The following is a 26,561-nucleotide window of genomic DNA, read 5'->3' on the forward strand; positions in this document are numbered from 1 at the left end:
CGCCCGTAACGGTCGTGTTATTCCCTAAAATGGTACTATTATTTCCATTCGACTTAGAGGAAATTCCGATGACGATACTATCCGTGCCGGTAGCGCCGTCGTTTAAGTAGTTCGTACCGCTCCCCGTTTGAGAACTGTTAGTGGAGAAATAGTGAACCGAGCTGGAATCAAGTTGTGACTGAACACGTTTTAACTGCGCTACGTTCACGGCATCGGTATCAGCAAACCCGGCAGCAACGTTAGTAATCTGGCGGGTATAACCACTGGTGCCACCACCGACCGATATGGCTGCCCGCGTTGCTTTCCATGTACTCGTAGTGTCCGTGGAAGCGGCATTCGTAGACGGATCATAACCTACTACACCAGCTGCCGTATTGGCTACAGAATCCGAACCCAAGGCTACGCCATTGGATTCTGAGGCATTGGTATTGACGCCGATAGCCGTTGCATTCTTCCCAGTTACTATGCTCTTAAATCCCAGGGCCATGGCATTTTCTTCTTGAGCTTGAGCCCTAGAACCAATAGCCATAGCATTTTTCCCGGTCACAATCGTTCTGGGCAAACTCATTGGATCATTGGCACCAATACCAATGCCCCCCCCATGCATTGACATTGACACCATTACCGATAGCTACGGCTTTGTCACCTTTAGCCGTTATATAGTTACCTAAGGCAATACGCCATTCTCCGCCAGTATACAAATCACCTAAAATATTATTTGCGTGCCCGAAGGATGTCCCTCGCGCTTGTACTACCGAATTGGTACCGATGACAACACTGCCGCCACTTACCGTATTCGTCAACCCGACAGCCACATTTTGGTCACTACCAGAATTATTCTTCGTATAATCCCAATTATTACCATTTTGCACGGCCGTATAGCCGACTAAGTTGCCGACGCCGAGAACGGTATTCTGCTCACCGAATACCTTAGTAAGCTTATTGTCACCATTATTGTAGTCCGTTGCAAAAATGGCGTTATGCGTGCCGTCGGCTTCGATGCTATGACCGACGACGATGCTGTTGTTTCTGCCATTCTTAACGCCCGTAACGGTCGTGTTATTCCCTAAAACGGTACTGTTGACTCCGTCTGACTTAGAAGAAATCCCGATAACGATGCTGTCTGTACCGGCAGCGCCATCATTAGCGTAGTTTGTGTCGGCCGCTGTTTTCGAACTCTTGGTGGAGAAGTAATGAATCGAATTGGCATCAACTCTCGTTGCAAGGTTCTTTAACTGTGCCACGTTGACCGCATCCGTATCAACGGTACCAGCCGCCACGTTAGTAATCTGACGGGTTTTAACATTAGCGCTATCGGTGCTGTCACCAACAGAAACAGCAGCTAAAGTCGATTTCCAAGTACTCGTTGTATCTGTGGAAGCTGCTTTCGTAGACGGATCATAGCCAGCTACACCGGACGCCGTGTTTGCTACCGCTTCAGCACCTAAGGCCACACCGCCACTTTGCGTTACATCAGTGTTATAGCCGAGCATAACGGCATTCTCGATATTTTTCGTATTTGATTTAAGCGGTACTTGTTCTTTAATTGTATAGGTAACAGTTCTATCATCCATTCCCTTAACCTTAAAGGTATATTCTTTTTCCACATCTTTTTCTTCGGATGCCATAGAACCTAAGATAACATTTCGTTTACCACCATCAAGCACGTGATAGTCACCGATAATTACATTATCTTCACCATTTGTTATCGTATTTCCTGTACCTACGATAGATGTTCGATTAATCTTCGATCCTGTATTAGCATAACCATTTACGGTATTATAAGCGCTTACATTATTTTCTTCCCCTTGCAAATTATTATATGTCCCTAAAATCTGCGAACGAATCGCATAATCTGAGGTATTGCTGTTACCTACTACAGATACAGCCCCACTATTATTTGCCAAGAGCTCTTTCAGGGCAGAGCGAATATTATCATAACCAATATTTCCCGTAGAAGCGTTAAGTCCATAATAAGTAGCTGCTCCGTAAGCCTCAAATGCCCACTGCTGAGTCATTGCTTTATCTATAGGCCCTGTAGAATTACTTACTGTATTAGCCCCTCCTACAATCATAGTACCAAAGGCACCAGACGTCTTATTAGAAGTACCGGTAATACTATTACCCAATGCATCTATTAAGCTATCAGTACCTTTATTTTCAATCGTATTAAAAGCTCCATATACAGATGCAAATTGACCACTTATATCCCACGAGGAAGGACCACTTTCACTATAGTTGATGATGGATCGAGGGCCCATTACGGTTTGAAATAATCCATTAGCTTCAGAATAATTCCCGATAACGACACCTTCGCCGGCTAGATTAGAAGTATGATAACCGATAACAATACTACTTCTCCCTACCTGATACCTTTCCATTTCATTGCCATACGGGTCAGTAACTTGTGTATCCCGTTCAGCCGGTGATAAAGAACCGATAACGATAGACTCAGCAATGGTATCAATGTTCTGATTATCTCCGATAACAATGCCGGCAGTAGGGCCACCGGCTGATGCCGTATCATAATCCGCCTTATTATTATTACCGATAACCGTTAATGCATCCCATTCATTGCGATAGGTAGATGTGTTTTTTATCAGATTGCCACGTCCAATAGTTAAATCAGAGATATTATATTCACGACCTTCAGGATGACCATAATCAGTAACAGTCCCATTATCACGTCCGATTATCGTATTATTGTCGCCGATAACGTGTTGTTTCCGGCTGCCTCGAATCTCATTATTATTCCCCATAATACGAACATCAACGCTCGGTGCCGGAGCATCCTTAGTCCCATTATCAGCATAAAAGGTATCAGATACGGTATTGTTATTGCCGACAATATTAGCATTATTACTGTTTTCAACTTTATTGGTATTGCCAAGGACATTCGCATCTTCACTGCCGGTCACAGTGTTTTCCGTTCCTACGACGCGAGCCGTTTTATCATCGGTCACGGTATTCGTCGTGCCCGTCGCCGTACCGCTGTCGACGACAATATTATCTGCTGCATAGGAAGACATCCACATGCCAGACACGCCCAGTCCTGCCAACACCATGGCAGCTAAAGCCGTTTTTTTCACGACACTGCCGCTCTGGCTCTTGGTACGACTTTTGGCCATTTCCGATACGACGACGTAGCAATGTTTGGCCCGACTCCAAATGACACGATAAATCTTGTTCATAAAAAAGCTCCTTCCCATTCCGTTATTATTTTCACTTTATATCATAAGTATATATAAATTATAAAAAATAGTAAAGTTTGTTATTATTCTGTCATTTATATATTATTTTTAAGTCATTTTACTCGTCATCAAAGGCCATTATCTAATTACTTTTACTTTCCCCATATTTCGCAAAAAAAGAACGACAGAAAAATCACGATTGTCCGTGACGATTCTGTCGTTATCTCTTATATATTCTATTTTTACCTTACATAACCATATAAAAAGAAGCACGTTCTAAATCCACGAACTGTTTTAACTCCATTTTTCACATTTCAGCCCATTTAGAATAAATTGCAAGATTATTTTTTGCAGTCGATACCACTCGTTTTCTTTTAAGGCCAATAAATTTCGGTTAACAGCACTGCTTCCATTAACGATAAATTTAAAAAGAAGTTCTGCCTCGTCTTGTCTCATATCCAGCTCTTTCATAAGCACGGGAACGATTTTAGGGCTTTCATGCTGATAGATTTTTTCAACGATAATCGGAGCTACATCCATATCCTTTACAAGAAAGCGATAGTCTTCAAGTTCCAAATATTTATGGCATGGAGGGAAAAGAGACCGGTCTTTCGGTAATTCTTCATCATCCGTTTGGCTTAACATGGTTTGCAATTTTTTGAGAGAGAATTTCTTTTCCTTGGGCGTCATATGATCAATGAGCTGCAGACTATCGTTGATAATTTCCTCTAATAAGTCATCAATCGTATTGTAGTTTGAACCTCTCCCGCTTATAGAATCGGGAGATTCTTGAGAAGTTTGATACATGGACTAACGCCTAACAACATATCCCGAAGGAGTTTACTGTCAGGATATCCTTATTCTCAAGGGGCTGTCCAAAAGCCCTCTACACAGTTCTTCGTAATCGAAGTTCTGCTTACTTTTTCTGAGTATGTTGGCCGCACCGTTTACGTCGGCGTTAGCCATCCTGCCATCGGCAAATTGGTACAGGCCGCGATGGACCCGTTTCCCGCTGAAAGCTCCTGTATACGGTTGTTCAGGCTTGTAGACAGGAATCTCGTCTAAATCCAAGCAGCTTGCCGTGGAAGTGTACGATTCTTCCTGCTCGATGTACTTCATGCCGTATCGCTCGCAAAGCCCTTTCAATGTCTCACGCAGATTGCCAAAGGGAATTTGCGTGAACTGCTGATTGGTAATCTTCCCAAGATTCATGCTGCGCTTGAAATCGCCATTGTAGCCGCAAACGATGGTGCCGATACGGTGTTCCATGCAATAGTTGATGATGTAGCGGGCAACCTTGCGGATATAGTCTTGTGTCCGATGATTACGTTTCCGAGTCAAAACATAGAGTCTATGCGTTTTCTTCTGCCCTTGCTTGTTGGCGATACCTTGATAGTAGGCTTTCTGCTTGTTCCAATACTGGTTAATTGATTTCAGTTTACGTCCGTCCATGATGAACGCCGTCCCGGTATTGGTTACACAGGTTGCCAGATTTTCAAGGCCAATGTCGATAGCCAGCACCTTGTCAACAGAAACGTCTTGAGGTTCTTCCTCTTGAAGATAGCAATACTGTATTTTAAAGTACACACCATTGTATATGGGGCAGATACGGATTTCCTTGATGGTCTTGCCTTCAAGCCTTTTAGGAAATGGAATTTTGACCTGTTTACCGCCGTGCAGCTTGGAAAACTCTCTGCTCATAGGCACCGTCAGGAATCCTTTCTTGATATTTATGGCATTGGCGGACAGAATCAGATTGAACATACCGCCTTTTTCTCGATAGCGGGGCATCTTGATATCCTTGAAGCGATATTCACCTGATTTTGCTTTCTTTATGAGATTGAAAAATGATTTAAAACTACGGTCAGCAACTTTTAATGTCTGCTGAGACACGCCAGCCTGGAGCAGTCCATAGTTTTCATTTTCTTTGCATACATGGTAGTTCTCCTCGTATTTCAGAAACTTTTTCTCTTGGAAATAGTATTGCCTGATATGATAGAGGGCCACGTTGTAGAGATTATTGCTGTACTGGCACATTTCCCGTAGGATGGAGTATTCTTCTTTGGAAAGGCCTCTTATGACATTTGATTGGGTTAGATACATTTTGTCACCTCCTTTTCTAGTATATACTAACTATATACTAGAAAATCCACGTAGACAAGACTATCCACGTGGATTTGTGGTTCTCGTGGGCATCGAGCCTACTCAACCACCCACCATTCATCCCCCACCTAAGAGGAAGGAGTCTTCTGGAGGGTTAAGATAAAAGGTACCTCTGGCAATATGCGCTTCTCGGCAAAGAACGGTAATGCGAATGTCCCGAAAGGCTTTCGTTTTCAGCATAAGCAATAACGTGTTTTTTATATGGTTTCGAGTATAGTCCGATAGTTGTCGTTTAGTTTCTGTCTTTTTATTTCCGCTTTGAGTCAATGTGAATTTCCTTACTGTTGAAATCATAGATAGATTATTATCTTTTATTTTATCACGGTGGCTATGGTTTCTGTGGAAATCCTATTTAACTCTAGACACATTTCAATTTCTGTATATTCTTTTAGCAGCCTTTAATCTAACTATAGACATATTTCAATTTCTGTATATTGTTTTCGAATATATCGGTCATTATAATAAATGCGTAAGGTATATTTGTTAATGGTGGTTTTAGACGAAAGGAGATTAAAAATGGAACTTTACAAAAACTTCGACGGAAAAGCCCCAATGATTGACGTTAATGATGCTGCCATGTTGCTCATTGACCACCAAAGCGGTTTATTCCAATGTATTAACGACGTTGATTTCCTACGCATTCGTGACCGAGCCATTGCCTTAGCTGAAGCGGCAACGTTAGTGAATATGCCAGTTATTACCACCGCTTCTGTCCCCCAAGGACCAAACGGTCCCTTGATTCCGGAAATCCATGAAGCAGCTCCCCATGCGGTATATGTCGCTCGCCGCGGCGAAGTGAATTCTTGGGATTGCAAAGAATTCGTAGACGCCGTAAAAGCAACCGGTAAAAAGACCTTAATCATCGCCGGTACGGTAACAAGCGTTTGCATGGCATTGCCGGCCCTTTCTGCTGTCAATGAAGGATATCGTGTATTTGCCGTCCCCGACGCGTCCGGTACGTATGCACCCGAAGCCGCTATCGCTACCATGATGCGTCTTACCCAGGCTGGCGTCGTTATAACTGACGCCGGTGCTGTATTGGCAGAATTGCAGCGCACATGGCATACGCCACAAGCCGACGCCTGGGCTCAGATTTGGGGCCGTATTTTCACAAACTATCGCCTGCTGTTAGAAAGTTATGCGAAAGCCGTAGAAGTAGTGAAAACAGGTGAACCGCTGGATAATGAACGGGAAGATTAAGCCTTTACCGCTCTCTAATTGATTTATAAAAGATAAGACCTCAATAAAGTAAGGCCGATGGAGCTAGTATGTACTAGGTCCGTCGGCCTTTTGTCTATTTCTATACGAAGAGTTATGCCTATGGATTTGCAGAAAGAACTTCTTTTTCCAAACATTCATGCCCTTTATTTTATGGACAGGCCTTCATCGGCATTGCGATTCCAATTGTATTCCATGCGTGTACAGATTTCGACGGCCTGCTCTTCTCCAAATCGATCGCCGATAAAGCCCAAGGCCATGTCGATACCGGCCGATACGCCGGCGGCGGTGTAAAACTTCCCGTCGTGAACCCAGCGCGACGGTTTCTCCCACTTCACTTCGGGGCGACAGCTGACGACCCAGTCGAAGGCCCGTTTATTCGACGTCGCCCGTTTGCCGTCCAAGGCTCCGGTCTTAGCGACGAGGGCCGCCCCGGTGCAGACACTAAGGACCAGTTCCGATTTATCGATAGCCTGCCCTAAGGCTTTGATGAATGCTTCATGATCGACTTCGGTCCGACTGCCCCAACCGCCGGGAATCAGCAGGATGCCCCCTTCTTTGATCGTCGTCATAGGCTCCGTTTCCAGGCGGATGGACTGTTGATTGATGACGATGCCTCCGTCCAGGGACACGAAATGAAGCTTAAAATCGTCGATGCTGCCGAGAACTTCGACTGGCCCAAAAGCATCGAGGGCCGTATAATCCTTATAAAGTACAACATAGATATCCTGCATGGTAAAACCTCCTATTGTTTCCTATGTTATTCAGACAGATGACTTATCCCAGCGTCTGAAGATCATGCCAGCCTTACTGTTTCAAGAGGCCCTTTGATACTAAATAGGCTCGGGCCACGTCAGCCGCCGGTTTTCCTTCGACGTCGACTTCGTAATTCATCTTGAGCATTTCGTCGGTCGTAATCATGTTGGCCAGTTTATTCAGCACCGGTACCAGTTGCGGATATTTCTTAATGGTGTCGGCCCGAAGGAGAGGCGCTCCCTGATACGGCGGGAACAGGCCCTTATCGTCTTGGAGCATGACCAGATCATGGGTGATGATTTCCGGGTCCGTCGAGAAGACGTCGATGACGTCGACGTTGCCCTTGTCGATGGCTTCATAACGAAGGCTCGGTTCCATGGTGACGACGGAAAGATTTAAGCCATACAGCGATTTCAGTCCCTTATTGCCGTCTTCGCGGTCGTTAAATTCCAAGGAGAAACCAGCTCTGGCCGTGTTTTCTACTTTCCTCAAATCGGAAATCGTCTTGAGGCCGTATTGTTCAGCATAAGAGCGCTTAACGGCGACGGCATAGGTGTTTTGGTATTCCATGGGTTCCAGCAGAACCAGGTCATCCTGTTTCAAGATGGCTGCTTTGGCCGCTTCATAGACTGCCGCCGGGTCATTGGACAGTCCCGTCATGGGCGGCTTAATCAAGGACGATGTGACCGTCCCCGTAAATTCAGGATACATGTCGATAGATCCGTTTTTCAAGGCTTCATATAAGAAACTGGTCTTGCCGAAACTCGGCTTCACTGTCACTTTAATATCCGTTTCATCTTCAATCAAATCTTTATACATATTGATTAAGATTTCCGGTTCCGATCCTAATTTCCCGGCTGCGATGAGGGTATTTCCCGACAGGCCGCCGAGATTCATCGTCGACAGGATGAGGACGCCTAAGGCGACGATAAAGGACAGGCCGATGACTTTCAAGGAGCGCTTTTCTAAGAACTTGATAATGCCGCTCACGACGACGGCCAAGAGTGCCGCTGCAATGGCCCCGATGAGGATGAGGGCTGAATTATTGCGGTCGATGCCGAGGAGGATGAAGGTCCCCAGACCGCCGGCACCGATCAAGGCCCCGAGGGTCGCCGTCCCGATGAGCATGACCGACGACGTACGGATGCCGCCGATAATGGACGGCATGGCCAGGACGAGTTCAAATTTTTTCAGCTTCTCCATGCGGCTCATGCCGAAGGCTTCAGCCGCTTCCTGAAGGAGTGGGTCTATCCCCTGGAGGCCCGTAATGGTGTTCTGCAAAATGGGAAACAGACCGTAGATGACCAGGGCCACGATGGCCGGCACCTTGCCGATGCCTAAGAAGGGAATGAAGAGCCCCAACAGGGCCAAAGACGGGATGGTCTGCAAAATCCCGGCCAGCTGCAGCGTCAGTTCCGAGGCCTTCTTATACCTTACGATAAAGATGGCAAAGGGAACGGCCAACAAGATGGCGATAAAGAGGGCGATCATCGAAATCTGTATGTGTTCCAACAATAATTGGACCAGTTCGCCCTGCCGTTCACTGAATGTACTCACTAAATTTTCCATAATTTACCCCTCATCGAAAAAACGTTTGACAACTTCATGAGCCGGATGAGCTTTGACCTCTTGCGGCGTATCGAGCTGTACGACGTCACCGCTGCTCATGACGCAGATACGGTCGCCGAGCTTCACCGCTTCGGCCATGTCGTGGGTGACAAAGACGATAGTCATTTTAAAGGTCCGGTGAAGATTTTTGATGAGCTCCTGCAGTTGGTTGCGGCTGATGGGATCGAGAGCGCTAAAGGGCTCGTCCATCAAGAGGATATCTGGTTTAGCCACGATGGCCCTCAGGATGCCGACGCGCTGCTGTTCGCCGCCGGAAAGGTCACGGGGATAGCGGTTCATATACTGGTCGGCGTCAAGGCCGACTAAGGACAAATAGGCGCGAATCGTCTTCTGCCGTTCTTCCTTGGGCCAGCCCTTCATTTCCGGAATGATTTCGATATTTTCATAGACCGTCAAATTGGGAAAGAGGGCCCCGGTCTGGAGGACGTAGCCAATATTCAGCCGCAATTGTCTCGGCTCGAGCTGACTGATGTCGGTGCCGTCGATGAGGACCGTGCCCTCTGTCGGCGTCAATAATCGGTTAATCATCTTTAAGGTCGTCGTCTTACCGCTGCCGCTGGTCCCGACGATGACGAAAAATTCGCCGGTCTCGATGGTTAGGCTCATGTGCTGTAAGGCCGGTTTCTTGTCATAGATTTTGCTCACATCGTTAAATTCAATCATGGTAGTCACCTATAGTCCTTGCCAATGCGTCTGTAAACTTACGGCTAATGCGTAACAACAGGTCCTGCTCCGTCGGCGTCAATTCACTCATGGCCAGCGTTTCTGCCTTTTCCAGTAAGTCCAGCACCGATGCCGCGTAGGCCCGTCCTTTCTCGCTCATTTTGATCAGCTTCATCCGCTTGTCCTGCGGATTTTCTTCAAAGAGAAGGTACCCCTTTTCCTTAAAGGATTTGATCGTCGCATTGACGACCTGCTTCGTCGAATACGTCTTTTGAGCAATCGCATGTTGAGGGATGCCTTCCGGATTGTCATAAATCCACATCAAGATGAGCATGGATTTGCTCTGAAGCCCTTTTTTCCGGGCATAATTTTCAAAAATCGACATCTGGTTGTCTCGGATTCGCGAATAGTCTTTTGTCTTTTGATCGATGTCCGTCATCGGCTGTCCCCCTTTCGGAGCATTTCGACGTTAGGTCCAACTCTTTCTTACAGCTAACGAGGGATTTTATCATACGCACGCTGCCGTAAAAGCCGGAGTGTATCAGTCCAATATCACCAGATAATTGGTCAAAATATTTTACTTTTTTAATCATAAAACAAAACGGACCTATTCGTCAAATAATTTGACCATTAAGTCCGTTGATTCTTTTGCATTTTCAGTTGAATAGATGATAATACGACAAATATTTGCAGTCGGCCCTAAAAAAATTCGCCTCACCTTATGGCATCTGCTACAATAGTCCTAAGATAACCGCCTGACGGCGCTGCGATGTAAAGGAGTTGGTCATCATGAATACCATAGAAGACACGATATTTGCCCGAAAAAGATGGCTTGAAGACAAGATGCTGGCCTTCGGCTTTGAAAAAGAAGGGCAGGAATACTGCTATGAATGCGACTTTTTCGACGATGATTTTACGGCCCGCCTGTCCGTATCGGCCAAGGGCCAAGTCACGGGAACGGTCATTGACAAGATCAACGACGAAGAATACTATCCCCTTCGCCAAAAAGAGGCTGCCGGCGCCTATGTATCGGCTGTCCGGGATGCCTATGAAACGCTCCTCAACGGCATCGCTGCCGCCTGCTGTAAGGACGTCCTCTTTGCCTCCGACCAAGCTAACCGTCTGATGGAGCGTATCTTAAAGACCTTTATGGTCCGTCCCGACTTCCCCTGGGAAAAGACCGAGGCCTACCAATCGTACGGAACCTTTCGCCACGCCGACAGCGGGAAGTGGTTTGCCCTGGTCATGAACGTCAAGAAAAAAGTATTGGATAAGGACGACAACGAAAAAACCGTCGACATCGTCAACGTCAAAATCGATTCGAAGCAAAGCGAAGAAATTCGCAAGCACCCCAACATATACCCGGCCTACCATATGAACCATAAGACCTGGATTTCCATCGTCCTCGACGAAGGCCTTACGGATGATGAAGTCATGGCCTTCATCGAAACCAGCTTCCGACTGACCGAATGAGACGAAGTTTTTTATGAATAGCCCCGATGGATCACTTAGCCTTCTTCAGAAGAATAGGGTCTGAGAAACTGAGGCTCTACCCGCTTGGTCAGCCAGACGCCATTGACGGATCGGTAAAAGACATGGCCCTTCCGATGCATGTCGCCGCTGTGGACGCAAAAAATGACCGGCCTTCCATGACGGCGGCCGACGTTTTCCGCCGTCGTCACATCGCCCGAGAGGTGGACGTAGAGCCGCGACTTCGGCACCAATCCTTCTCGTTCGATAGCGGCGGCGTACTTTTCCCCCGTCCCATGGTAAAGGATTTCCGGCGGCGTCACGACGGGAAGTTCGACGTCGACAGCAATGGAATGGCCCTGATTGGCCCGTATCTTGGTCTTATCGTCGTTGAAAGAATAGCGCTGTTTGTTGTCCGTCCTGACGATTTCCTCCAAGATTTGTCTGTCGAGGGGATATTTTTTCCGGACGCCCTGTATGAGTTCTTCCACATCGGCCCAGCCGTGCTCGTCAAGATCGATGCCGGCCACCCAGGGTTTATGCCGCAAAATGAGGCTGATAAAGCGGCTGGTCTTGGTCAAATCCATGGCATTCACTCCTTTCCATATAGCTAAATTATAGCAAAGGTGAGGTCTTTCTGCATTCCTTGAAAAAAGTTCCATAACAAATAGATATGATACTGTCCAATTTTTGTCGTCTATGATACAATGGAAAAAATCAAAAAATTTATCGTTTCTGAAAGGAGCAGGCATATGAAAAAAGGTTATGAATTATTAAATGATCCCTTTTTGAATAAGGGCACGGCTTTTTCCATGGAAGAAAGAGCTGAACTCGGCCTTATCGGCCTTCTGCCGCCGACGGAACAAACCATCGAAGTACAGGCCCAGCAGGTGTACGGCAATTTCCAGGCGAAGCCCAATGTCAGTGAAAAACGCCATTATCTCATGAATATTTTCAGCCGCAACCGGACGCTGTTTTACTACGTCTTCAAACAGCATATCGCTGAATTCATGCCGATCATCTACGATCCGGGCATTGCCGAAAGCATTCGGGAATACAGCCAGTTTTTCATTACGCCCCAAAATGCGGCCTACCTTTCGGTCGAACATCCGGAACAAATCGAAGAGTCCCTGAAAAATACGGCCATGGGCCGCGATATCGAGCTCATCGTCGTCACCGATGCCGAAGCCATCCTGGGTATCGGCGACTGGGGCACGAACGGCGTCGGCATCTCGACGGGCAAGTTGATGGTCTATACAGGAGCTGCCGGCATCGACCCGGCCAAGGTCCTGCCGGTCGTCATCGATGCCGGTACCAATCGCCAGAGCCTCCTCGACGATCCCTTGTATTTCGGCCTGCGCCATAAACGAGTTGACGACGACACATACTATGCCTTCGTCGATAAATTCGTAAAACAGGTTGAATCGATGTTCCCCCGCCTCTACCTCCACTTTGAAGACTTCGGCCGCGGCCATGCTGCCGTGCTGCTGAAAAAATACGTCGATACCTATCCCGTCTTCAACGACGACATCGAAGGAACGGGCATCATCACCTTGGCCGGCGTCCTCGGCGCCCTGGCCATTACCGGCGAAAAACTGGCCGACCAGCGCTACATGTGCTTTGGTGCCGGCACGGCAGGCTGCGGCATTGCCAAACGAATTTATCAGGAAATGCTCGATCAGGGCCTGTCAGAAGACGACGCCAAGAGCCGCTTTTACCTCGTCGACAAACAGGGCCTCTTATTCGACGACATGACCGATCTCACGCCGGAACAAAAACCCTTCGCCAGAAAGCGCTCGGAATTTGAAAACGCCGCATCCCTTACGACGTTAGAAGCGGCCGTCAAAGCCGTTCATCCGACCATCCTCGTCGGCACGTCGACGCGAAGCGGAGCCTTTACCGAAGCCGTCGTAAAAGAAATGGCCTCCCAGGCCGCTCGTCCCATGATTTTCCCCTTGAGCAATCCGACAGAACTTGCCGAAGCCAAAGCCGAAGACCTCATCCGCTGGACCGACGGCAAAGCCTTAGTCGCAACAGGCATCCCGACCGATCCCGTCACCTATAACGGCGTCACCTACGACATCGGCCAGGCCAACAACGCCCTCATCTACCCCGGTCTCGGACTCGGCGTCATCGCCTCAGGGGCAAAACTCCTGACCGATAAAATGATCTCCGTCGCCGCCCACGCCATCGGCGGTATCGTAGATGCAAGTAAACCGGGCGCCGCCGTCCTTCCGCCAGTAACAAAACTCGACCAATTCTCCGAAACCGTCGCCATCGCCGTAGCCGAAGAAGCCGGAAAAGAAGGATTAAACAGAAACGACGTCTCCGATCCCGAAGCCTGCATCAAAGCGTACAAATGGGAACCGGCTTATAAATAAAGGCCAACAGCAGTAAAGAAAACTAAATAGAAGAAGATAAAAGAGCCATGGATTCATGTACAACCATAAATCCATGGCTCTTTCGCATCTAAAAATTGAATTTCTCCATAACAAGAATTGTAATGGCCAGTACAATTTTTCCTGAAAAGCAATCCAGTCCGAGGCAAAATCTCAGCGCGGCTCACGACCGATCGTCATCGTCTTGAATGCCAGTCATCTTTTCTTGTAAGGTCTGTTCCAAGGTAAGGAAAGCCGGAATGAATTTATCCCAAATGAGGTCTAATAAAACATTGATTTCGTTCTCGTTGTAAATATGGACCGAGAGATTCCGTTGTTTCAGCATAAGCAGCCATGTCTCGTCATCTTCTAAAAAACCTATTTTATAGGCAAGCTGCAAGATCTCCCTAGGTGAACCTGTTTCAGCTTCAACGACACCGTGTACTCTCAGCACCTGCTGCAAGGCCTTCCAAGCCAATTCAAATGTCAAATTAAATTGACCGATAATGCCCGTCCGATAGATTTCATCATCACGTCCACGCATGAAATCGGCACGCTTCAGGATGCGAAGACAATTTGAAAAATTATCCAACTTTTTCATACAGCGTGACCCCATCCCTTTCCAATTCCCGTTGCAGATTGTCAGAAACACCAGCATCTAAATTAACAACATCGATCATCAACAAAGAGTGCGCATGTTCCTTGATATCCCAGTAAAAGCCGTCAAAATCCCCGCCGCAGACAGCCAGATCAATATCGCTGCGTTCCGTCTGCGTCCCTCTGGCTCGGGAACCGAATAAAAGGACCCGACGAATCCCATGTTTCTCCGCAAATCGAGAAATATCCTGCAAAACCACATCCGGTACGTTATAGGCCATACCCTCACCCCGCCATCCATGATTATACCTTCATTCTATCATATCACAGCCAATTAGCGAAATCTCTAATGAAAGTAAATGAGCCACCGTAATCAAAAATTACCCCACACCATGTTTCTAAAGATTCAATACCATCCATAGAACATAAAAGCTATGGACCCATGTATACAAACATAAATCCATAGCTTTTTTCGTCCAAAAACAGCCCCCTTACGGGGATTATGGTTTCTAACGCCTAAAACAGATTAAGCAGAACGAAAAAAATGCAAGAAGTTTCCGTCCCCTTACGGGGATTGAGGTTCTTAACTTACCAATAAGGCCATGGATAGCCTGTCATTCTACCGTTTCCGTCCCCTTGAGGGGATTGAGGTTCTTAACTGCCATAAACCGATTAACGGCCATTGCCATTATGTAGTTACGTTTCCGTCCCCTTACGGGGATTGAGGTTCTTAACGGCACCCCTTACAGATGGCATAACTAAGCCATCAAAAATGGCGTTTGCGGGGCGGATTTTATTTTTGCCGTTTTTCAGCGTTTTATATTGATAATTGATACTATAAACTATGAAAATCGGCATCATTGCTATTGCGGGGTGGAATATGCTTTAATGCCGTCTTCAATCAACTATATTTATTATACCACTGTTTATATTTTTATACACTATATACTTATACAGCATTTCAAGTCATACTTACTTTTTACTGCATAAAATAAACAGGGATGATTTATTCAATCATCCCTGTTTAATATGGAAAGCACTTAAATTATCCTCATTATCTGCCAAAAGTATTCTGGAATCCCTGATTAGCATGGAAAAATGTGTCTGATATCAGAGAATTTCCACCGAGTTTCTTATCTCATTATTTCGTTACAAAGGGCAGGATGATGCCGTCGTTGACGGTGGTATACTGGCCATTTTGATAGGTCAGTAGGATCCAGGCCGGAGTGGCTCCTCCGCCGGCACGACGAACGACGATGCCTTTATAGCCATTTACGTTGTTTCCGGTCAGCATGACAGGTGTATGGACGAGGGTCCATTTTTGCTGAACCTGCCAATGTCCTTTTTTATCGGGGGACAGCCAAAACAGGGTATTGCCGCCGCTGCCGGAGGTATAGGGTCCTACGGCAAGAACCAGGGCATCGGTGATGCCATCGTCGTTGAGATCAACATAGTGATAGTAATAGGAGGTCTCTTTTTGTTCACTTGCCGTCATTTGCAATTCTCCAGCAATGGCCTTTTCAATCGCCTTATTGGAGAGGGCCGGCACACTGTCTTTCTGAGGTTTCTCGGAAAATACCCGTGTCCCCTGAGTTGGCTGTAGTCCTGCCGTATGGCTGGCCAAGGAAACACCGGAGGTCAGCATCAAACCGACAGTCAAGCAAATAGGAATGAATCGTTTCATTTTCATGGTTTCACAACCTTTTTTATAGATATAATTTCTCTTGATGTATCTTTTCTTGTGCAGTATCTCGACATGGATAGGCTTCAAAATTCAGTCTGTATCCTGAAACTGATTTCGCTAAGCGTTATCGCAGCGCATACCTGGTTTAGTATAGCCGTCCCAAATTCCCTGCGCAAGAGAAGTTTGTATGGTCATATGATTTCTGTTAAACACTGCCCTTTTGGGCCTGTAACTTCCAAAAAGCAGGCTTATCGCGAAAGATAGGCTGCCGCTGCTTTTTTGTATTCATCCCACTGTTGATGCCAGTTGTCATGATCTTTCTCGGTAATGGGACGGATGACGCGGCAGGGATTTCCGGCCGCGATAACGTGACTGGGAATGTCCCGCGTTACGACGGAGCCCGAACCGATGACGACGTCGTCGCCGATGGTGACGCCGGGATTGATGACGACGTTACCGCCGATCCAGACGTCAGAGCCGATGGTCACGGGTCTGGCATATTCGAGGTTGGTATTACGCACTTCAGCATCGATGGGGTGCCCTGCCGTATAAATACTGACATGAGGCGCCAAAAAGACGTTGTCGCCAAAGGTAACGTAATGTTCATCCAAGATGGTAAGACCCGTATTGGCAAAGAAGTGGCGGCCAAAGCGGATGCGGTCGCCATGGTCAAAGTAGACCGGCGCCAACAAGATCATGTCGTCAGGCGCCTCGGCAAAACACGCTTTCAAGGCTTCAAAGGCTTCCTTATCATTCAAATCATCGGAGGCATTAAACCGCCGCTGCGCCGCATGGACGCGTTCAAAACTTCCATCATCGACGCCAAAAGGGTTATATAGTTTTTGATCCATCATGCGATCCCATTCCATCTGATTCATCGGAAATCATTCCTTCCTTACTTTTCAAGCCCTTACAAAGAGCCTATAATTTTCCTAATTCTTTCAAGGCATAAAAGCCGCAGCTGGCCAACTCTTCCAGATGAGACGGCTGCTGGACGCCAAAGGCCCATTGATGCCAATGATCGTCGTCTTCCTGCTTCCAAAAGCCCCAATCCGAGTCGGGCCGATTGTCATAGACGAAGGTATAAACGGCACCGTCGTCATCGATGACATTGATGGCCGAACGGCTGTAGGACTTGACCATACCGAGATTGACGGCAGACGTCATGTCGGCATGATAAGCTGAGGCCATTCCCCCGATCAATAGGGCTGTCGAAAGAACCAGAGCCCTGAATATAGATTTTACCATAGGGTTTCTCTTCCTTTTTAAAAAATTATTTCTGAATCATCCACTCATTCGACAACGTAAAAAATGTCAATATAATTCCTCATATCCTCCTTCTCTCTTCTTACATCCAACAAGTCATATCATAGCCTTATATCGGATATATTATTACCACTCTTAACGTATTCGATAAATCAGCCTTTTATTACAGATTCAGGATCTCAATTTTACTTAGTCTGACACGAAAGGATCCTCCTATCATTATAGACATAAACTATTCTAAAATTAATTTTTCCATAATTTCAGCAGTCATAGACAACGGTACATCATGACCATCTAAGATTTCAGAACACAGGCTCATTTTTTCAGCCTGCAATTTTTGTATTTTTTCCTCAATAGTCCCTTCCATAATAAGCTTATAGATCAGGACATTTCTTTTTTGTCCTATTCGATATATTCTATCTTCTGCTTGTTTTTCACTTGAAGGATTCCACCATGGATCATAAATAACAGCGGTGTCAGCAGAAATAAGATTTAACCCGGTCCCACCCGCTTTCAAACTAATTAAAAATATCCCATTATCGCTTTTTTCAAATGCATCAACAACCCCCATTCTGTTCTGCGTCGAACCATCTAAGTAATAATAATTCATATGTTCTAAAATTATACTTTTTTCTATTAGTGCTAGCATTTTAGTAAACCGGCTAAATACGACCACCTTATGCCCATTCAAATATAATGGCTTCAACAACTCCATTAAAGTGTCTAGTTTTGCAGATTTTGTAACGCCATCACTATATTCCATCGGCAATAATTGAGGATGGCAACATATTTCCTGCAAGTATAGCAATCCGCTTAACAGTATACTATTTGACCTCATTTCAAATCTATCATTTTTTCTCAAAAGTTCATACTGAATACTTTTGAGTATTTTATCATATATTCGCTGTTGTTCCTCATCCATATTAATTAAAATTGTTTGCTCTTGTTTCGCTGGCAAGTCTTTCAGCACATCCTTTTTCATTCTTCTCAACAAAAAGGGAGCTGTTAGCCTTTTTATTTTGTCAACCAATCTAGTTGAGTCTTTTGAAACACTTCTATAAGGTTCAATAATGCTTGGATTAATCAATCTCATGAGTCCCCAAAACTCTGCTAAATTATTTTCAATCGGCGTACCGGTCAATATAATTTTCATAGACGCTTTAATTGATTTAATTGCATTATATGTCTTACCTCCCGAATTTTTTATATATTGTGCTTCATCAATAATTAAATTATCAAAACTTATGTTTTCAAACAATGCCTTATCGTTTAAAATTGTTTGATACGTCGATATCACAATCTTAGCATTTGCCAGATCATCGATATTTCTATTTCTACCATGGTATAAATACATAGATGTATTAGGTGAAAACTTCCTAATCTCTCTTTTCCAATTCAGTAACAATGTTTTAGGAACAATAATAAGATTTCTCGTTTTATTTAAGCTTTCATCACTTAAGAATGCTATAATTTGCAAAGTCTTTCCCAGCCCCATGTCATCAGCTAAACATGCACCAAAACCATTTTTCCGCAATGATAAAAGCCATTTTACACCAATAATTTGATACGCTCGTAATATTTTTTGAATATGGGGATCTATATTTATACTTATCTCATTGTAGCCAATCAGTCTATCAAGATTATGAACACTACCTTTATTCAAATCATATGCTACTCCAATTGCACTTGGTATATATTTTTTATCAATATGTAATTCGCCCGTACCAGAATCTTTTTCAATTTTTTTAGACGATAATGCAGTGGGAAGAATGATTACTTGCCCATTATATTCAACCCAATTTTCTCTTTTTTTCTTAAAATCAATCAGTTCGGAGATATCAACAGAGTCATCATCTATCAAAACACGACCTTTTATACTAAACCAATCCAAGTCATATGATATTTTTATATTTGAAAAATCTGCCATAGATACTTTCTTCTCTGAATTTGTATAAACGCTAACACCTTTTTCTATCAGTCCATAGATACATTTATTGATATTCTTACCAATAAATATAAAACCTTCATTTCGCTTTAATTTCCATCCACTCGCCTCAATTCCTTTTCGAATTCTATTTTCAAATCCAAAATCACGATAAGTCCCTTTTGATTCTAATTGACGCTCTTCGCTAAAAAAATCAACGATAGAATTTCCATAATCAAATTTCAATACCAGAGGAAATTCTTTTTTACCCAAATTTATATATGCCTTAGGGATTATTTCCTTGACTTTTATTTCAATTTTTGAATCATCTTTGACTAAATATAGAGCTGTTTTCTCTCCACCAACACGAAGCCCCTCAATGGAATACATATTTTTTGAAGGTGCTTCTTCATATTTCACAAATTCAATCTGAAACATGCCAGTCTTTTTTTCTTTATAAAACAAACAGCCTATTTTTTCTAAATCGGCTATCCCCGTTATATTTTTAGGGGCAATCAAATACTGATACTTTGTGATTTGTACATTGAATTCGTCATTCAAGAATGCACGTATAATCTGCACATCCTTGTCCGAAATGTTGTTAAAGGTATATTTTGCATTTATATTCACATTTCGTAATTGTCCTGAATACTTTTTACTCTTAAGATTCGGAATTGTTCCCTCATACGTTTCCATAATCAATCTATTCTTTTTTTTACTTTCATCTAAATTGATATTTAAAACAAGATCCGACATCTGTAATTTCACACTCCCTATCCTTCAAAAAAGTATTCATTACTACGAATCATTTTTTCATACAAATGCTCTTTTCCACCACATTTGCAGTCCCACAGTCCCAAATGATTTTCTACATTCTGAATGCCTTCATATTTCATGCGACACTCTCCACCACAAATATACTTCACTGCACAATTCATGCAACCAGCAGTATTATCAACAGAGGTATTTTCTTTTACCCATTTGCTCTTTTCAAAAATAGTATTCATATCGCACTTAAATACATTCATCGTGCTATTTAATTCATGAATTCGATTACACCAATAAATATCACCATTGGCAGCGATGCTAATACCACCAAATCCGCAATTTCGTCTTAAAGCTTTATTTTCATAATTCAATACGAACGTTTCAGTATAATATTCTGGGTACAATCTTTCAACTAATTTTTTAAGTTTTGTTCTATATTCTCTATTTTCTTCATCTGTTGTTTTTACCTCACGTCCCATGATAAGTTCATGATTCAACTTGATAAAAACATTAGGATGCGTATTTAAAAAATCTTTAGCGAATGGCTCAAATTTATCAATAAATAAATCTAAATTTTCAAATAAAGGTGTTACTGCCATAGATACTTTCGTACCAGTATTTGAAAATAACTCAATGCAATTCATAGCTTTATCAAAGCCATCATATTTTCTAACAGAATAATATGATTTCGCATCATACCCATCTATGCTTATCTGTATTTCATCAATAAACGGAGAAAGAGATTCAACCATTTTTTCATTCCATAATATGCCATTACTTAAAACAGTTACCGCCAATCCTATATTATGTGCATATTCTACCAATTTGCCAAAACCTTTATATACAGTCACTTCACCACCAGTAAAAGTAACGCCTTCACATCCGGCTTCAGCCAATGTATTTAATACAGGAATCCATTTTTCGAAGTTAACCTCTTCTACTTTTATATCACCCGCATACATATAACAATGTCTGCAGCGTTGGTTGCAGTTATTTGTCAAATAAATATACACTGTTTTTTCATCAAATTCATTGATCCGAGGAGAATCAAACTTTTTTGCCTCTATTTGCATAACTACATTAAGGACAGCTTCTTCTGAATAGTTTTCAAAGAGATTTTCTAAATTCACGCCATTTCTAATAAGATTGAATATTGTTAATTCTTCATCATTTTGCAGTACAATCCATAATACCCCTTTTGTATATATGGCCAAATAAACATTTTTATATTCAACAATACAAATTTCACGGGGTAATGAATATGTTTTACTCAAATCAATTTCTCTCTCTACTACTTCATCATCATATATTTCCTCATTTTCAATAGTCATTTCTAATTTCTCCTTAAATAGTGATAAGTATAGAAACTTGCTAAGTTTCTCGTCTCATTGATTGTATTTAATGCTATGGCAACTCTTTTTATGCGTATTCCTCAAAACCCATTTCAATACTTGCATAACTTCGCCGAGTATTTGTATAACGCGTAGGGATTTCGAATATTTCGAATATTTCAAAAATCCCTGATATACTATTTTTCGGTCTTTAAACCTGTCTAAAAATTAACTCGGGGTTCAACAGATACTTCAATCAGAATCATATAAAATAAAAGTTTCCGGACAACCAGGCTTGCACTCGACAATCCTGATTCATTTATCTTATTTTAATATATGAAAGTTCAATCATATATTATATTAAATAATAGTGAATAATATTTCAATTATTATTCTTAGATGATGAAAGAACACTTATACAAAGGGAGGCTCTTTATTTAATAATCACTTACCTCCATAGTAAAAAAGGGTGTGATATAGAATACCACACCCTCATCAAAACTTACGGCCAAATTAATTTTGGTTTCTTTCGCAAGACTTGAAGCAATACATCGTATTAATTCTTGCGGAATTCTTTACCTTTTTAACTTTCCAAGAAACGGTAACTTTCTTCATACATACTCACCTCCATAACATTGTATTATACAATTTAATTATAACCAACACATTGTATACAGTCAAGACTTCGTCAATCTCTTTGCATATTCCCTACCTGAAAATTCGCTTTTATTGATCATTGTAGAGATATATTTTTTTAGAACTTCTTTACCATTTTATGAATCAGCTTTTCACATTCCATCAAGTCATCCTTCTTCACCACAGAGTTGGCAGAATGCAAATATTTACATGGAATAGAAATCCCAACTTCCTCCATTCCGTAGTCCAATTCATTAGTGATGATAAGTTCACTAGTCCCACAATCACTCACTTCCATCTGAAAAATAATGTTACTATCAATGGCGATTTCTTTTAATAGTTTAACTAACTCTATAGATGAAACACACATACTATCAGATATCTTTATACCAACTCCCTTTGACATTTGTATACTATTCATATTTCCGACTGCCGACACATCAATATTTATGAAATAGTCTGGTGCTATCGTTGATTTCGCAACTCTAATCCCTCTCATACCAATTTCCTCTTGCGTTGTAAAAACATAATATATGTCGGCAGATGTAGATATATTCTCTTTAATTATTTCTATTAACAAAGAGCATGCCAGTCTATTATCCAGAGCTTTTCCGAAATAATCAGTATCTGTTTCTTTAAAGTTTTTTTCAAAGCCGAATATATCTCCCGTTTCAACACCATTTCCATTTAAAATTTCCAAATATATATTTTCATAATTATTCGCTCGTAGATTTGCCTCATCAAACGCTCTTATTACTCCGAAAGAATTATTTGATTCAACTCTTTGTTGAAATGCATTCCATGTTTTTATATTTCCCAAAGGTTTTATTTTATACATATAATCGGATATTTTATTTATAACTTGAAATCCAACTTCATCCATATGAGCAGATATCATTACTTTTTTCTGTCCTATTTTTCCTTTTTTTAATAGAATTACATTTCCAACCACATCAATTTTCAAATCATCATGCTTTGTATTTTTTAAAATTTCATATATTCTCTTAGCTACTTCTGATTCATATCCCGATACTCCACAAATATTGCATAAATCTCTTTTCACGGCCCTTCGCCTCCATAATACAATTTATTATATAGAAAAGTTATTATAATCAATTAACTGATCGCCTTATCAACATACTAGAACCCCAGGTAAGCACTTCACATAAATCAAATACCAGTGCCGCTTTACGGCTTCTGCGTTCCAAGGTAGTCATAGCCCACCCATTGATTGGCTTCCGACCACGTTAACTTATAATAGACCGGCGGAACCTCTGACTTTACGGCCCAATCGATGAACCACACATAGAGGGCGCCGTCTTTTTCAAAGAGGCCCGACTGCAGGCTTAATTCGCGGTTCTCTCTGAAATTATCGCTGTTGATATATTCATTCATCTTAGTCTGGTCTTTGTTAAGGCCCAGCAAGTAGCTTCGATAGCGGGTGTCCATCGAGTTCCAGCACAGGATTCCATAAAAATAACGTCCCGTCTCTTCATCCTTATACTGTACGATGGTAAAGGCTCGATAGGCATCGGGAGATCCCAGCGGAGTATCCATGGACCACAACGTGGATCCCTTCTTATTGACGCACATAAAATGAACGGATTTATCGCCGTATACTCGGCCGCCGGCAAAGCGCACTCGCTCCTTACCTTCATAAAAATCAACGTGCGTCGATAACTTGGCCGTCTTGGGAATGTTCAGCACGGCCCGGTCCACTTCGACCATATTCCCAGCGAAAACACTCAGACTATAAAAGGCCAGCATCATCAATAACAAGACAATTTTCCGAAACACCATCATCCACCTCTTTCGCAAAAAAATAGGCCCGTCTCCATGATTCCATATACATCACAATTTCGACAGCCGGTCGTAAAATCCTGCTCAAGGTGAGTTGATATTTATGAATCAATTCAGACTACTTAAACCTTTTCAGCCTTTATAAAAAGAGTCTTGAGATCAGGGGTTCACAAGAGCAATTTATATTATAGCAGCACTATAAATTGTACGTTTTTTACGATTTCCCAAAAATGAAATAGTAAAAATGGCCATTTTTACAATCTCGTGAAATTGAAATTATAAAAAGCGCAGTTTTTACTATTGGGAGACCTTGAAGTCTTCATAATAAGAAGTACACCGTGTTTCCGGGACAATAGGCCAATGGCGATTCGCGATTCTAATCGGGGCGAATATGATTGGAAATCACGGACATACCGTCTCGAAAACGAAGTTTCGAATTGTATTAGCCATTACAAAAACTTCATAGACGCAAAAAAACAGCGCCTGCCAGATTCCTGAGAATGAGGCAATGCGCTGTTTTGATTTTTATTCTTCGTCTTCCGGAAGTTCTGCGTTATGGTAAACGTCCTGGACGTCGTCGATTTCATCGAGGGCGTCGATGAAGCGTTCCATTTTTTCAGCATCTTCACCGGTCAATTTGATCGTGTTTTCCGGAATCATGGTAATCGATGCATGATCGGCTTCGATGTTGTTGTCAGCCAAGGCTTTTTCAACGGCATCGAAGGCTTCCGGAGCGGTGATGATTTCGTAGTCTTCATCGGAGACTTTTACGTCGTCAGCACCGGCTTCAATAGCAACTTCCATGATTTTGTCTTCGTCAGCCTGATCGCGGGCGACGACGAAGAGGCCCGTGTTATGGAACATCCAGCTTACGCAGCCCGTAGCACCGAGGTTGCCGCCGGATTTGGAAAATTCATGGCGAACGTCAGCAGCGGCGCGGTTGCGGTTATCCGTAAGGACGTTGACCGTAACGGCAACGCCTGCCGGGCCGTAGCCTTCGTATACGATTTCTTCGTAGTTCTGGCCTTCCGTAGCGCCAGCACCTTTTTGGATAGCCCGCTTGATGTTATCTTTCGGGATGTTGTTTTCTTTTGCTTTTTGGAGGGCCAGCTTCAGACGCATGTTGCCGACCGGGTCAGGACCGCCCATGCGGACGGCAATGGTGATTTCACGGCCGATTTTGGTCGTAATTTTGCCGCGGATGGCGTCGTTTTTCCCTTTTTTACGTTTAATATTTGCCCATTTAGAATGTCCAGACATTCAAATGCCTCCCTTTATGTCCACCAAGCCTCGCCGGCCAGGCGGTCTAAGATGATCGCTGCTGCCGAGCGGACGGATAAGTGGTTATATTCCCCAGCTCCGTAAATTGGCTCCAGGATGAAATCAAATTTTTCCATCGTTTCTTTCGTCATCCCATAACCCGTACCGAAGAGCAGGAGAATCGGCGTGTCCTCTTCTTCCCGCTTTTGGCGCAAGGCCTTATAGGAAATGGTATTGGAATAGGTCCGCGCATCGGTCGTGACGATATAAGGCTTTTTGCCTTCAACTTCCGTCACGGCATCGACAGCCGCTTCGATGGAAGGGCGGATATCGACGATATCAAAGGCCTGGGTGCGATAGCCGTTATAGTTCCGGCCCGTATCACTTTCCCAAAAGCCCATGATTTTGCGGACCATGTCCAATTGTCCTGGTACATGGTGGATGATGAAATATTTTTTTATGCCATAGGTCTTGGCCGACCGCGAAATATCATGCAGGTCGTAGTTGGTAATGGCCGTCGTAATGACGTTAAAGTTCTTATCGTATATGGGATAATGAACCAATCCTACATATAAAGGAGATTTTTTCATCGCTTGTCTCCCTTTAGTTTGTTCAGTATTTCCACATCTTTCGGTGACAACTCGCAGTGTTCGAGAAGGTCCGGCCGAAGGTCCAAGGTCCTTGAAAGGGACGACTGGCGGCGCCATTTTTCAATCTTGGCGTGATCGCCGTTTCGCAGGACTTCCGGCACAGCCATGCCGCGAAAGACGGCCGGCTTCGTATACTGCGGGCATTCGAGGAGCGACGAGTAAAAAGAATCGTCAGCAGCTCCCGATGCGGCGCCGAGGACGCCCGGTATCATGCGGGCTACGGCGTCAGTGACGGTCATGGCCGGCAGTTCTCCGCCGGTCAGGATGTAGTCGCCGACGGAAATGGTTTCATCGGCCAGGTCCTCTTCGACGCGGTAGTCGACGCCTTCATAATGGCCACATAGCAAAATAAGCTGGTCGTATGTCGCCAGCTCGCGTGCTTTCGCCTGATCAAAGGGCTTTCCGGCAGGACCCATGAAAATGATGCGCCGCCGCGGAACCTGCCGCCGCACGGCTTCGACGGCTGCATAGAGCGGAGCCGCCTTCATGAGCATGCCGCAGCCGCCACCGTAGATGGTATCGTCGACCATGTGATGACGGTCATACGTGAAGTTACGAGGATTGGTCACATCCAGATCCAACAGACCGGCTGCCCGGGCTCTGCCGATGATGCTGTGCTGAAAAAAGGCTTCGATCAGCTCCGGAAAGAGTGAGATAATGTCGATTCTCATTCGTCCACCCACTCCGGCGGATCGACGACGATTCGCTTCGCTTCGGCATCGACGGATTTGACGACGTCGGGAATGGCCGCAAAAAGGGTTTCCGTTCCGTCATCAGCAGTGACGACGTAGACATCGTTGCTGCCCGTGCGCAGGACGTCTGTAAGTTTTCCCAGTTCATGTTCTTCAAGATCGTATACGACAGAGCCGATGAGATCGTAAATGTAATGCTGCCCTTTTTTAAGGGGTACCAAGTCTTCCCGCGGTACCTGAAGGTCTTTTTTCAAGAGCTTTTCAGCGGCATTACGATCATCGACGCCGACAAATTTCATGAGGACGACCCGCTTATGAAGACGAGCGGATTGGACTTCATATTTTTTGCCGTCAATATAACCGTATTTCATCTTGAGGAATCGGTTCGGAAAGTCCGTATCGGGATAAATACGAACATCACCCCGCACGCCGTGCGGGGCAACGATTTGACCGATTGTAAAAAAATCTAAGTCAGCCATCGTATT

24 protein-coding genes and 1 pseudogene are annotated in these 26,561 nt (G+C 43.9%); 3 read left to right on the forward strand and 22 right to left on the reverse strand.

Annotation, left to right across the window (positions count from 1 at the left end; all coding sequences use genetic code 11):
- The 4 genes and pseudogenes from HMPREF3201_RS11925 to HMPREF3201_RS07835 all read right to left on the reverse strand — a co-directional run.
- Positions 1 to 568, reverse strand: a pseudogene (locus tag HMPREF3201_RS11925) (S-layer protein); the annotation flags it as partial.
- Positions 569 to 572: 4 nt separating this feature from the next.
- Positions 573 to 3,191, reverse strand: coding sequence for an ESPR-type extended signal peptide-containing protein (locus tag HMPREF3201_RS07825; protein ID WP_062412523.1), 2,619 nt, complete (start codon positions 3,189 to 3,191; stop codon positions 573 to 575).
- A 294-nt stretch (positions 3,192 to 3,485) separates the two neighbouring features.
- On the reverse strand, positions 3,486 to 3,998 hold the full coding sequence (locus HMPREF3201_RS07830; protein WP_062412524.1) for a hypothetical protein: 513 nt from the start codon (positions 3,996 to 3,998) through the stop codon (positions 3,486 to 3,488).
- 39 nt (positions 3,999 to 4,037) lie between these two features.
- Positions 4,038 to 5,294 carry an RNA-guided endonuclease InsQ/TnpB family protein gene (locus HMPREF3201_RS07835; RefSeq protein WP_062412525.1) on the reverse strand — a complete coding sequence of 419 codons (1,257 nt, stop codon included), beginning with the start codon at positions 5,292 to 5,294 and terminating at the stop codon, positions 4,038 to 4,040.
- Between the two features lie 576 nt (positions 5,295 to 5,870).
- On the opposite strand from HMPREF3201_RS07835, the gene HMPREF3201_RS07840 reads away from it, so the two are divergent.
- Positions 5,871 to 6,554 (forward strand): isochorismatase family protein, encoded by a 684-nt coding sequence (locus tag HMPREF3201_RS07840; protein WP_062412526.1) that lies wholly within the window; start codon positions 5,871 to 5,873, stop codon positions 6,552 to 6,554.
- Positions 6,555 to 6,718: 164 nt separating this feature from the next.
- Here HMPREF3201_RS07840 and HMPREF3201_RS07845 read toward each other — a convergent pair whose 3' ends face one another.
- From HMPREF3201_RS07845 to HMPREF3201_RS07860, 4 genes are all read right to left on the reverse strand, one after another.
- Positions 6,719 to 7,306 carry a DJ-1/PfpI family protein gene (locus tag HMPREF3201_RS07845; protein WP_062412527.1) on the reverse strand — a complete coding sequence of 196 codons (588 nt, stop codon included), beginning with the start codon at positions 7,304 to 7,306 and terminating at the stop codon, positions 6,719 to 6,721.
- A gap of 73 nt (positions 7,307 to 7,379) precedes the next feature.
- Positions 7,380 to 8,897, reverse strand: coding sequence for an ABC transporter permease/substrate-binding protein (locus HMPREF3201_RS07850; protein ID WP_062412528.1), 1,518 nt, complete (start codon positions 8,895 to 8,897; stop codon positions 7,380 to 7,382).
- A gap of 3 nt (positions 8,898 to 8,900) precedes the next feature.
- Positions 8,901 to 9,620 (reverse strand): ABC transporter ATP-binding protein, encoded by a 720-nt coding sequence (locus tag HMPREF3201_RS07855; RefSeq protein WP_062412529.1) that lies wholly within the window; start codon positions 9,618 to 9,620, stop codon positions 8,901 to 8,903.
- A complete protein-coding gene (locus HMPREF3201_RS07860) occupies positions 9,613 to 10,059 on the reverse strand; it encodes a MarR family winged helix-turn-helix transcriptional regulator (protein WP_062412530.1) in 447 nt (148 codons plus the stop codon). The genes HMPREF3201_RS07855 and HMPREF3201_RS07860 overlap by 8 nt, the downstream gene beginning before the upstream one ends.
- 350 nt (positions 10,060 to 10,409) lie before the next feature.
- On the opposite strand from HMPREF3201_RS07860, the gene HMPREF3201_RS07865 reads away from it, so the two are divergent.
- Positions 10,410 to 11,093, forward strand: a complete 684-nt coding sequence (locus tag HMPREF3201_RS07865; protein WP_062412531.1) for an MmcQ/YjbR family DNA-binding protein — start codon at positions 10,410 to 10,412, stop codon at positions 11,091 to 11,093.
- 35 nt (positions 11,094 to 11,128) lie between these two features.
- Here the strand turns inward: HMPREF3201_RS07865 and HMPREF3201_RS07870 are convergent, their stop codons facing one another.
- Positions 11,129 to 11,677 carry an RNA 2'-phosphotransferase gene (locus HMPREF3201_RS07870; protein ID WP_062412532.1) on the reverse strand — a complete coding sequence of 183 codons (549 nt, stop codon included), beginning with the start codon at positions 11,675 to 11,677 and terminating at the stop codon, positions 11,129 to 11,131.
- Positions 11,678 to 11,842: 165 nt separating this feature from the next.
- Here HMPREF3201_RS07870 and HMPREF3201_RS07875 point away from each other — a divergent pair, with 165 nt between their 5' ends.
- Entirely contained in the window at positions 11,843 to 13,471 is a 1,629-nt protein-coding gene (locus HMPREF3201_RS07875) for a malolactic enzyme (protein ID WP_062412533.1), read from the forward strand.
- Between the two features lie 181 nt (positions 13,472 to 13,652).
- Here the strand turns inward: HMPREF3201_RS07875 and HMPREF3201_RS07880 are convergent, their stop codons facing one another.
- From HMPREF3201_RS07880 to rimM, 13 genes are all read right to left on the reverse strand, one after another.
- Positions 13,653 to 14,069: an HI0074 family nucleotidyltransferase substrate-binding subunit gene (locus HMPREF3201_RS07880; RefSeq protein WP_062412534.1), complete on the reverse strand. Its 417-nt coding sequence runs from the start codon at positions 14,067 to 14,069 to the stop codon at positions 13,653 to 13,655.
- Positions 14,053 to 14,346: a nucleotidyltransferase family protein gene (locus HMPREF3201_RS07885; protein ID WP_062412535.1), complete on the reverse strand. Its 294-nt coding sequence runs from the start codon at positions 14,344 to 14,346 to the stop codon at positions 14,053 to 14,055. The genes HMPREF3201_RS07880 and HMPREF3201_RS07885 overlap by 17 nt, the downstream gene beginning before the upstream one ends.
- Positions 14,347 to 15,206: 860 nt before the next feature.
- The gene (locus tag HMPREF3201_RS07890; RefSeq protein ID WP_062412536.1) at positions 15,207 to 15,755 is read right to left on the reverse strand and encodes a hypothetical protein; all 549 of its coding nucleotides are present in this window, start codon (positions 15,753 to 15,755) and stop codon (positions 15,207 to 15,209) included.
- A 242-nt stretch (positions 15,756 to 15,997) separates the two neighbouring features.
- Positions 15,998 to 16,618, reverse strand: a complete 621-nt coding sequence (locus HMPREF3201_RS07895) for a sugar O-acetyltransferase (RefSeq protein WP_227166405.1) — start codon at positions 16,616 to 16,618, stop codon at positions 15,998 to 16,000.
- Between the two features lie 52 nt (positions 16,619 to 16,670).
- Positions 16,671 to 16,997: a hypothetical protein gene (locus HMPREF3201_RS07900; protein ID WP_062412538.1), complete on the reverse strand. Its 327-nt coding sequence runs from the start codon at positions 16,995 to 16,997 to the stop codon at positions 16,671 to 16,673.
- 250 nt (positions 16,998 to 17,247) lie between these two features.
- Positions 17,248 to 19,707: a DEAD/DEAH box helicase gene (locus HMPREF3201_RS07905; protein ID WP_154254573.1), complete on the reverse strand. Its 2,460-nt coding sequence runs from the start codon at positions 19,705 to 19,707 to the stop codon at positions 17,248 to 17,250.
- Between the two features lie 5 nt (positions 19,708 to 19,712).
- Positions 19,713 to 21,038, reverse strand: coding sequence for a radical SAM/SPASM domain-containing protein (locus HMPREF3201_RS07910; RefSeq protein ID WP_062412540.1), 1,326 nt, complete (start codon positions 21,036 to 21,038; stop codon positions 19,713 to 19,715).
- 754 nt (positions 21,039 to 21,792) lie between these two features.
- The gene (locus tag HMPREF3201_RS07915; protein WP_062412541.1) at positions 21,793 to 22,737 is read right to left on the reverse strand and encodes a zinc-binding metallopeptidase family protein; all 945 of its coding nucleotides are present in this window, start codon (positions 22,735 to 22,737) and stop codon (positions 21,793 to 21,795) included.
- Positions 22,738 to 22,862: 125 nt separating this feature from the next.
- Positions 22,863 to 23,471 (reverse strand): hypothetical protein, encoded by a 609-nt coding sequence (locus tag HMPREF3201_RS07920; RefSeq protein ID WP_154254575.1) that lies wholly within the window; start codon positions 23,469 to 23,471, stop codon positions 22,863 to 22,865.
- Positions 23,472 to 23,999: 528 nt separating this feature from the next.
- Positions 24,000 to 24,734: a YebC/PmpR family DNA-binding transcriptional regulator gene (locus tag HMPREF3201_RS07925; protein WP_062412543.1), complete on the reverse strand. Its 735-nt coding sequence runs from the start codon at positions 24,732 to 24,734 to the stop codon at positions 24,000 to 24,002.
- Between the two features lie 14 nt (positions 24,735 to 24,748).
- Positions 24,749 to 25,324, reverse strand: a complete 576-nt coding sequence (locus HMPREF3201_RS07930; RefSeq protein ID WP_062412544.1) for an RNA methyltransferase — start codon at positions 25,322 to 25,324, stop codon at positions 24,749 to 24,751.
- The gene (gene trmD / locus HMPREF3201_RS07935; RefSeq protein WP_062412545.1) at positions 25,321 to 26,055 is read right to left on the reverse strand and encodes a tRNA (guanosine(37)-N1)-methyltransferase TrmD; all 735 of its coding nucleotides are present in this window, start codon (positions 26,053 to 26,055) and stop codon (positions 25,321 to 25,323) included. Before trmD ends, HMPREF3201_RS07930 begins: the two co-directional genes overlap by 4 nt.
- Positions 26,052 to 26,555: a ribosome maturation factor RimM gene (gene rimM / locus HMPREF3201_RS07940; protein WP_062412546.1), complete on the reverse strand. Its 504-nt coding sequence runs from the start codon at positions 26,553 to 26,555 to the stop codon at positions 26,052 to 26,054. The genes trmD and rimM overlap by 4 nt, the downstream gene beginning before the upstream one ends.
- Between the last annotated feature and the right edge of the window lie 6 nt (positions 26,556 to 26,561).

Origin of the sequence: Megasphaera sp. MJR8396C (assembly GCF_001546855.1) — a bacterium.
Taxonomy (GTDB): domain Bacteria; phylum Bacillota; class Negativicutes; order Veillonellales; family Megasphaeraceae; genus Megasphaera.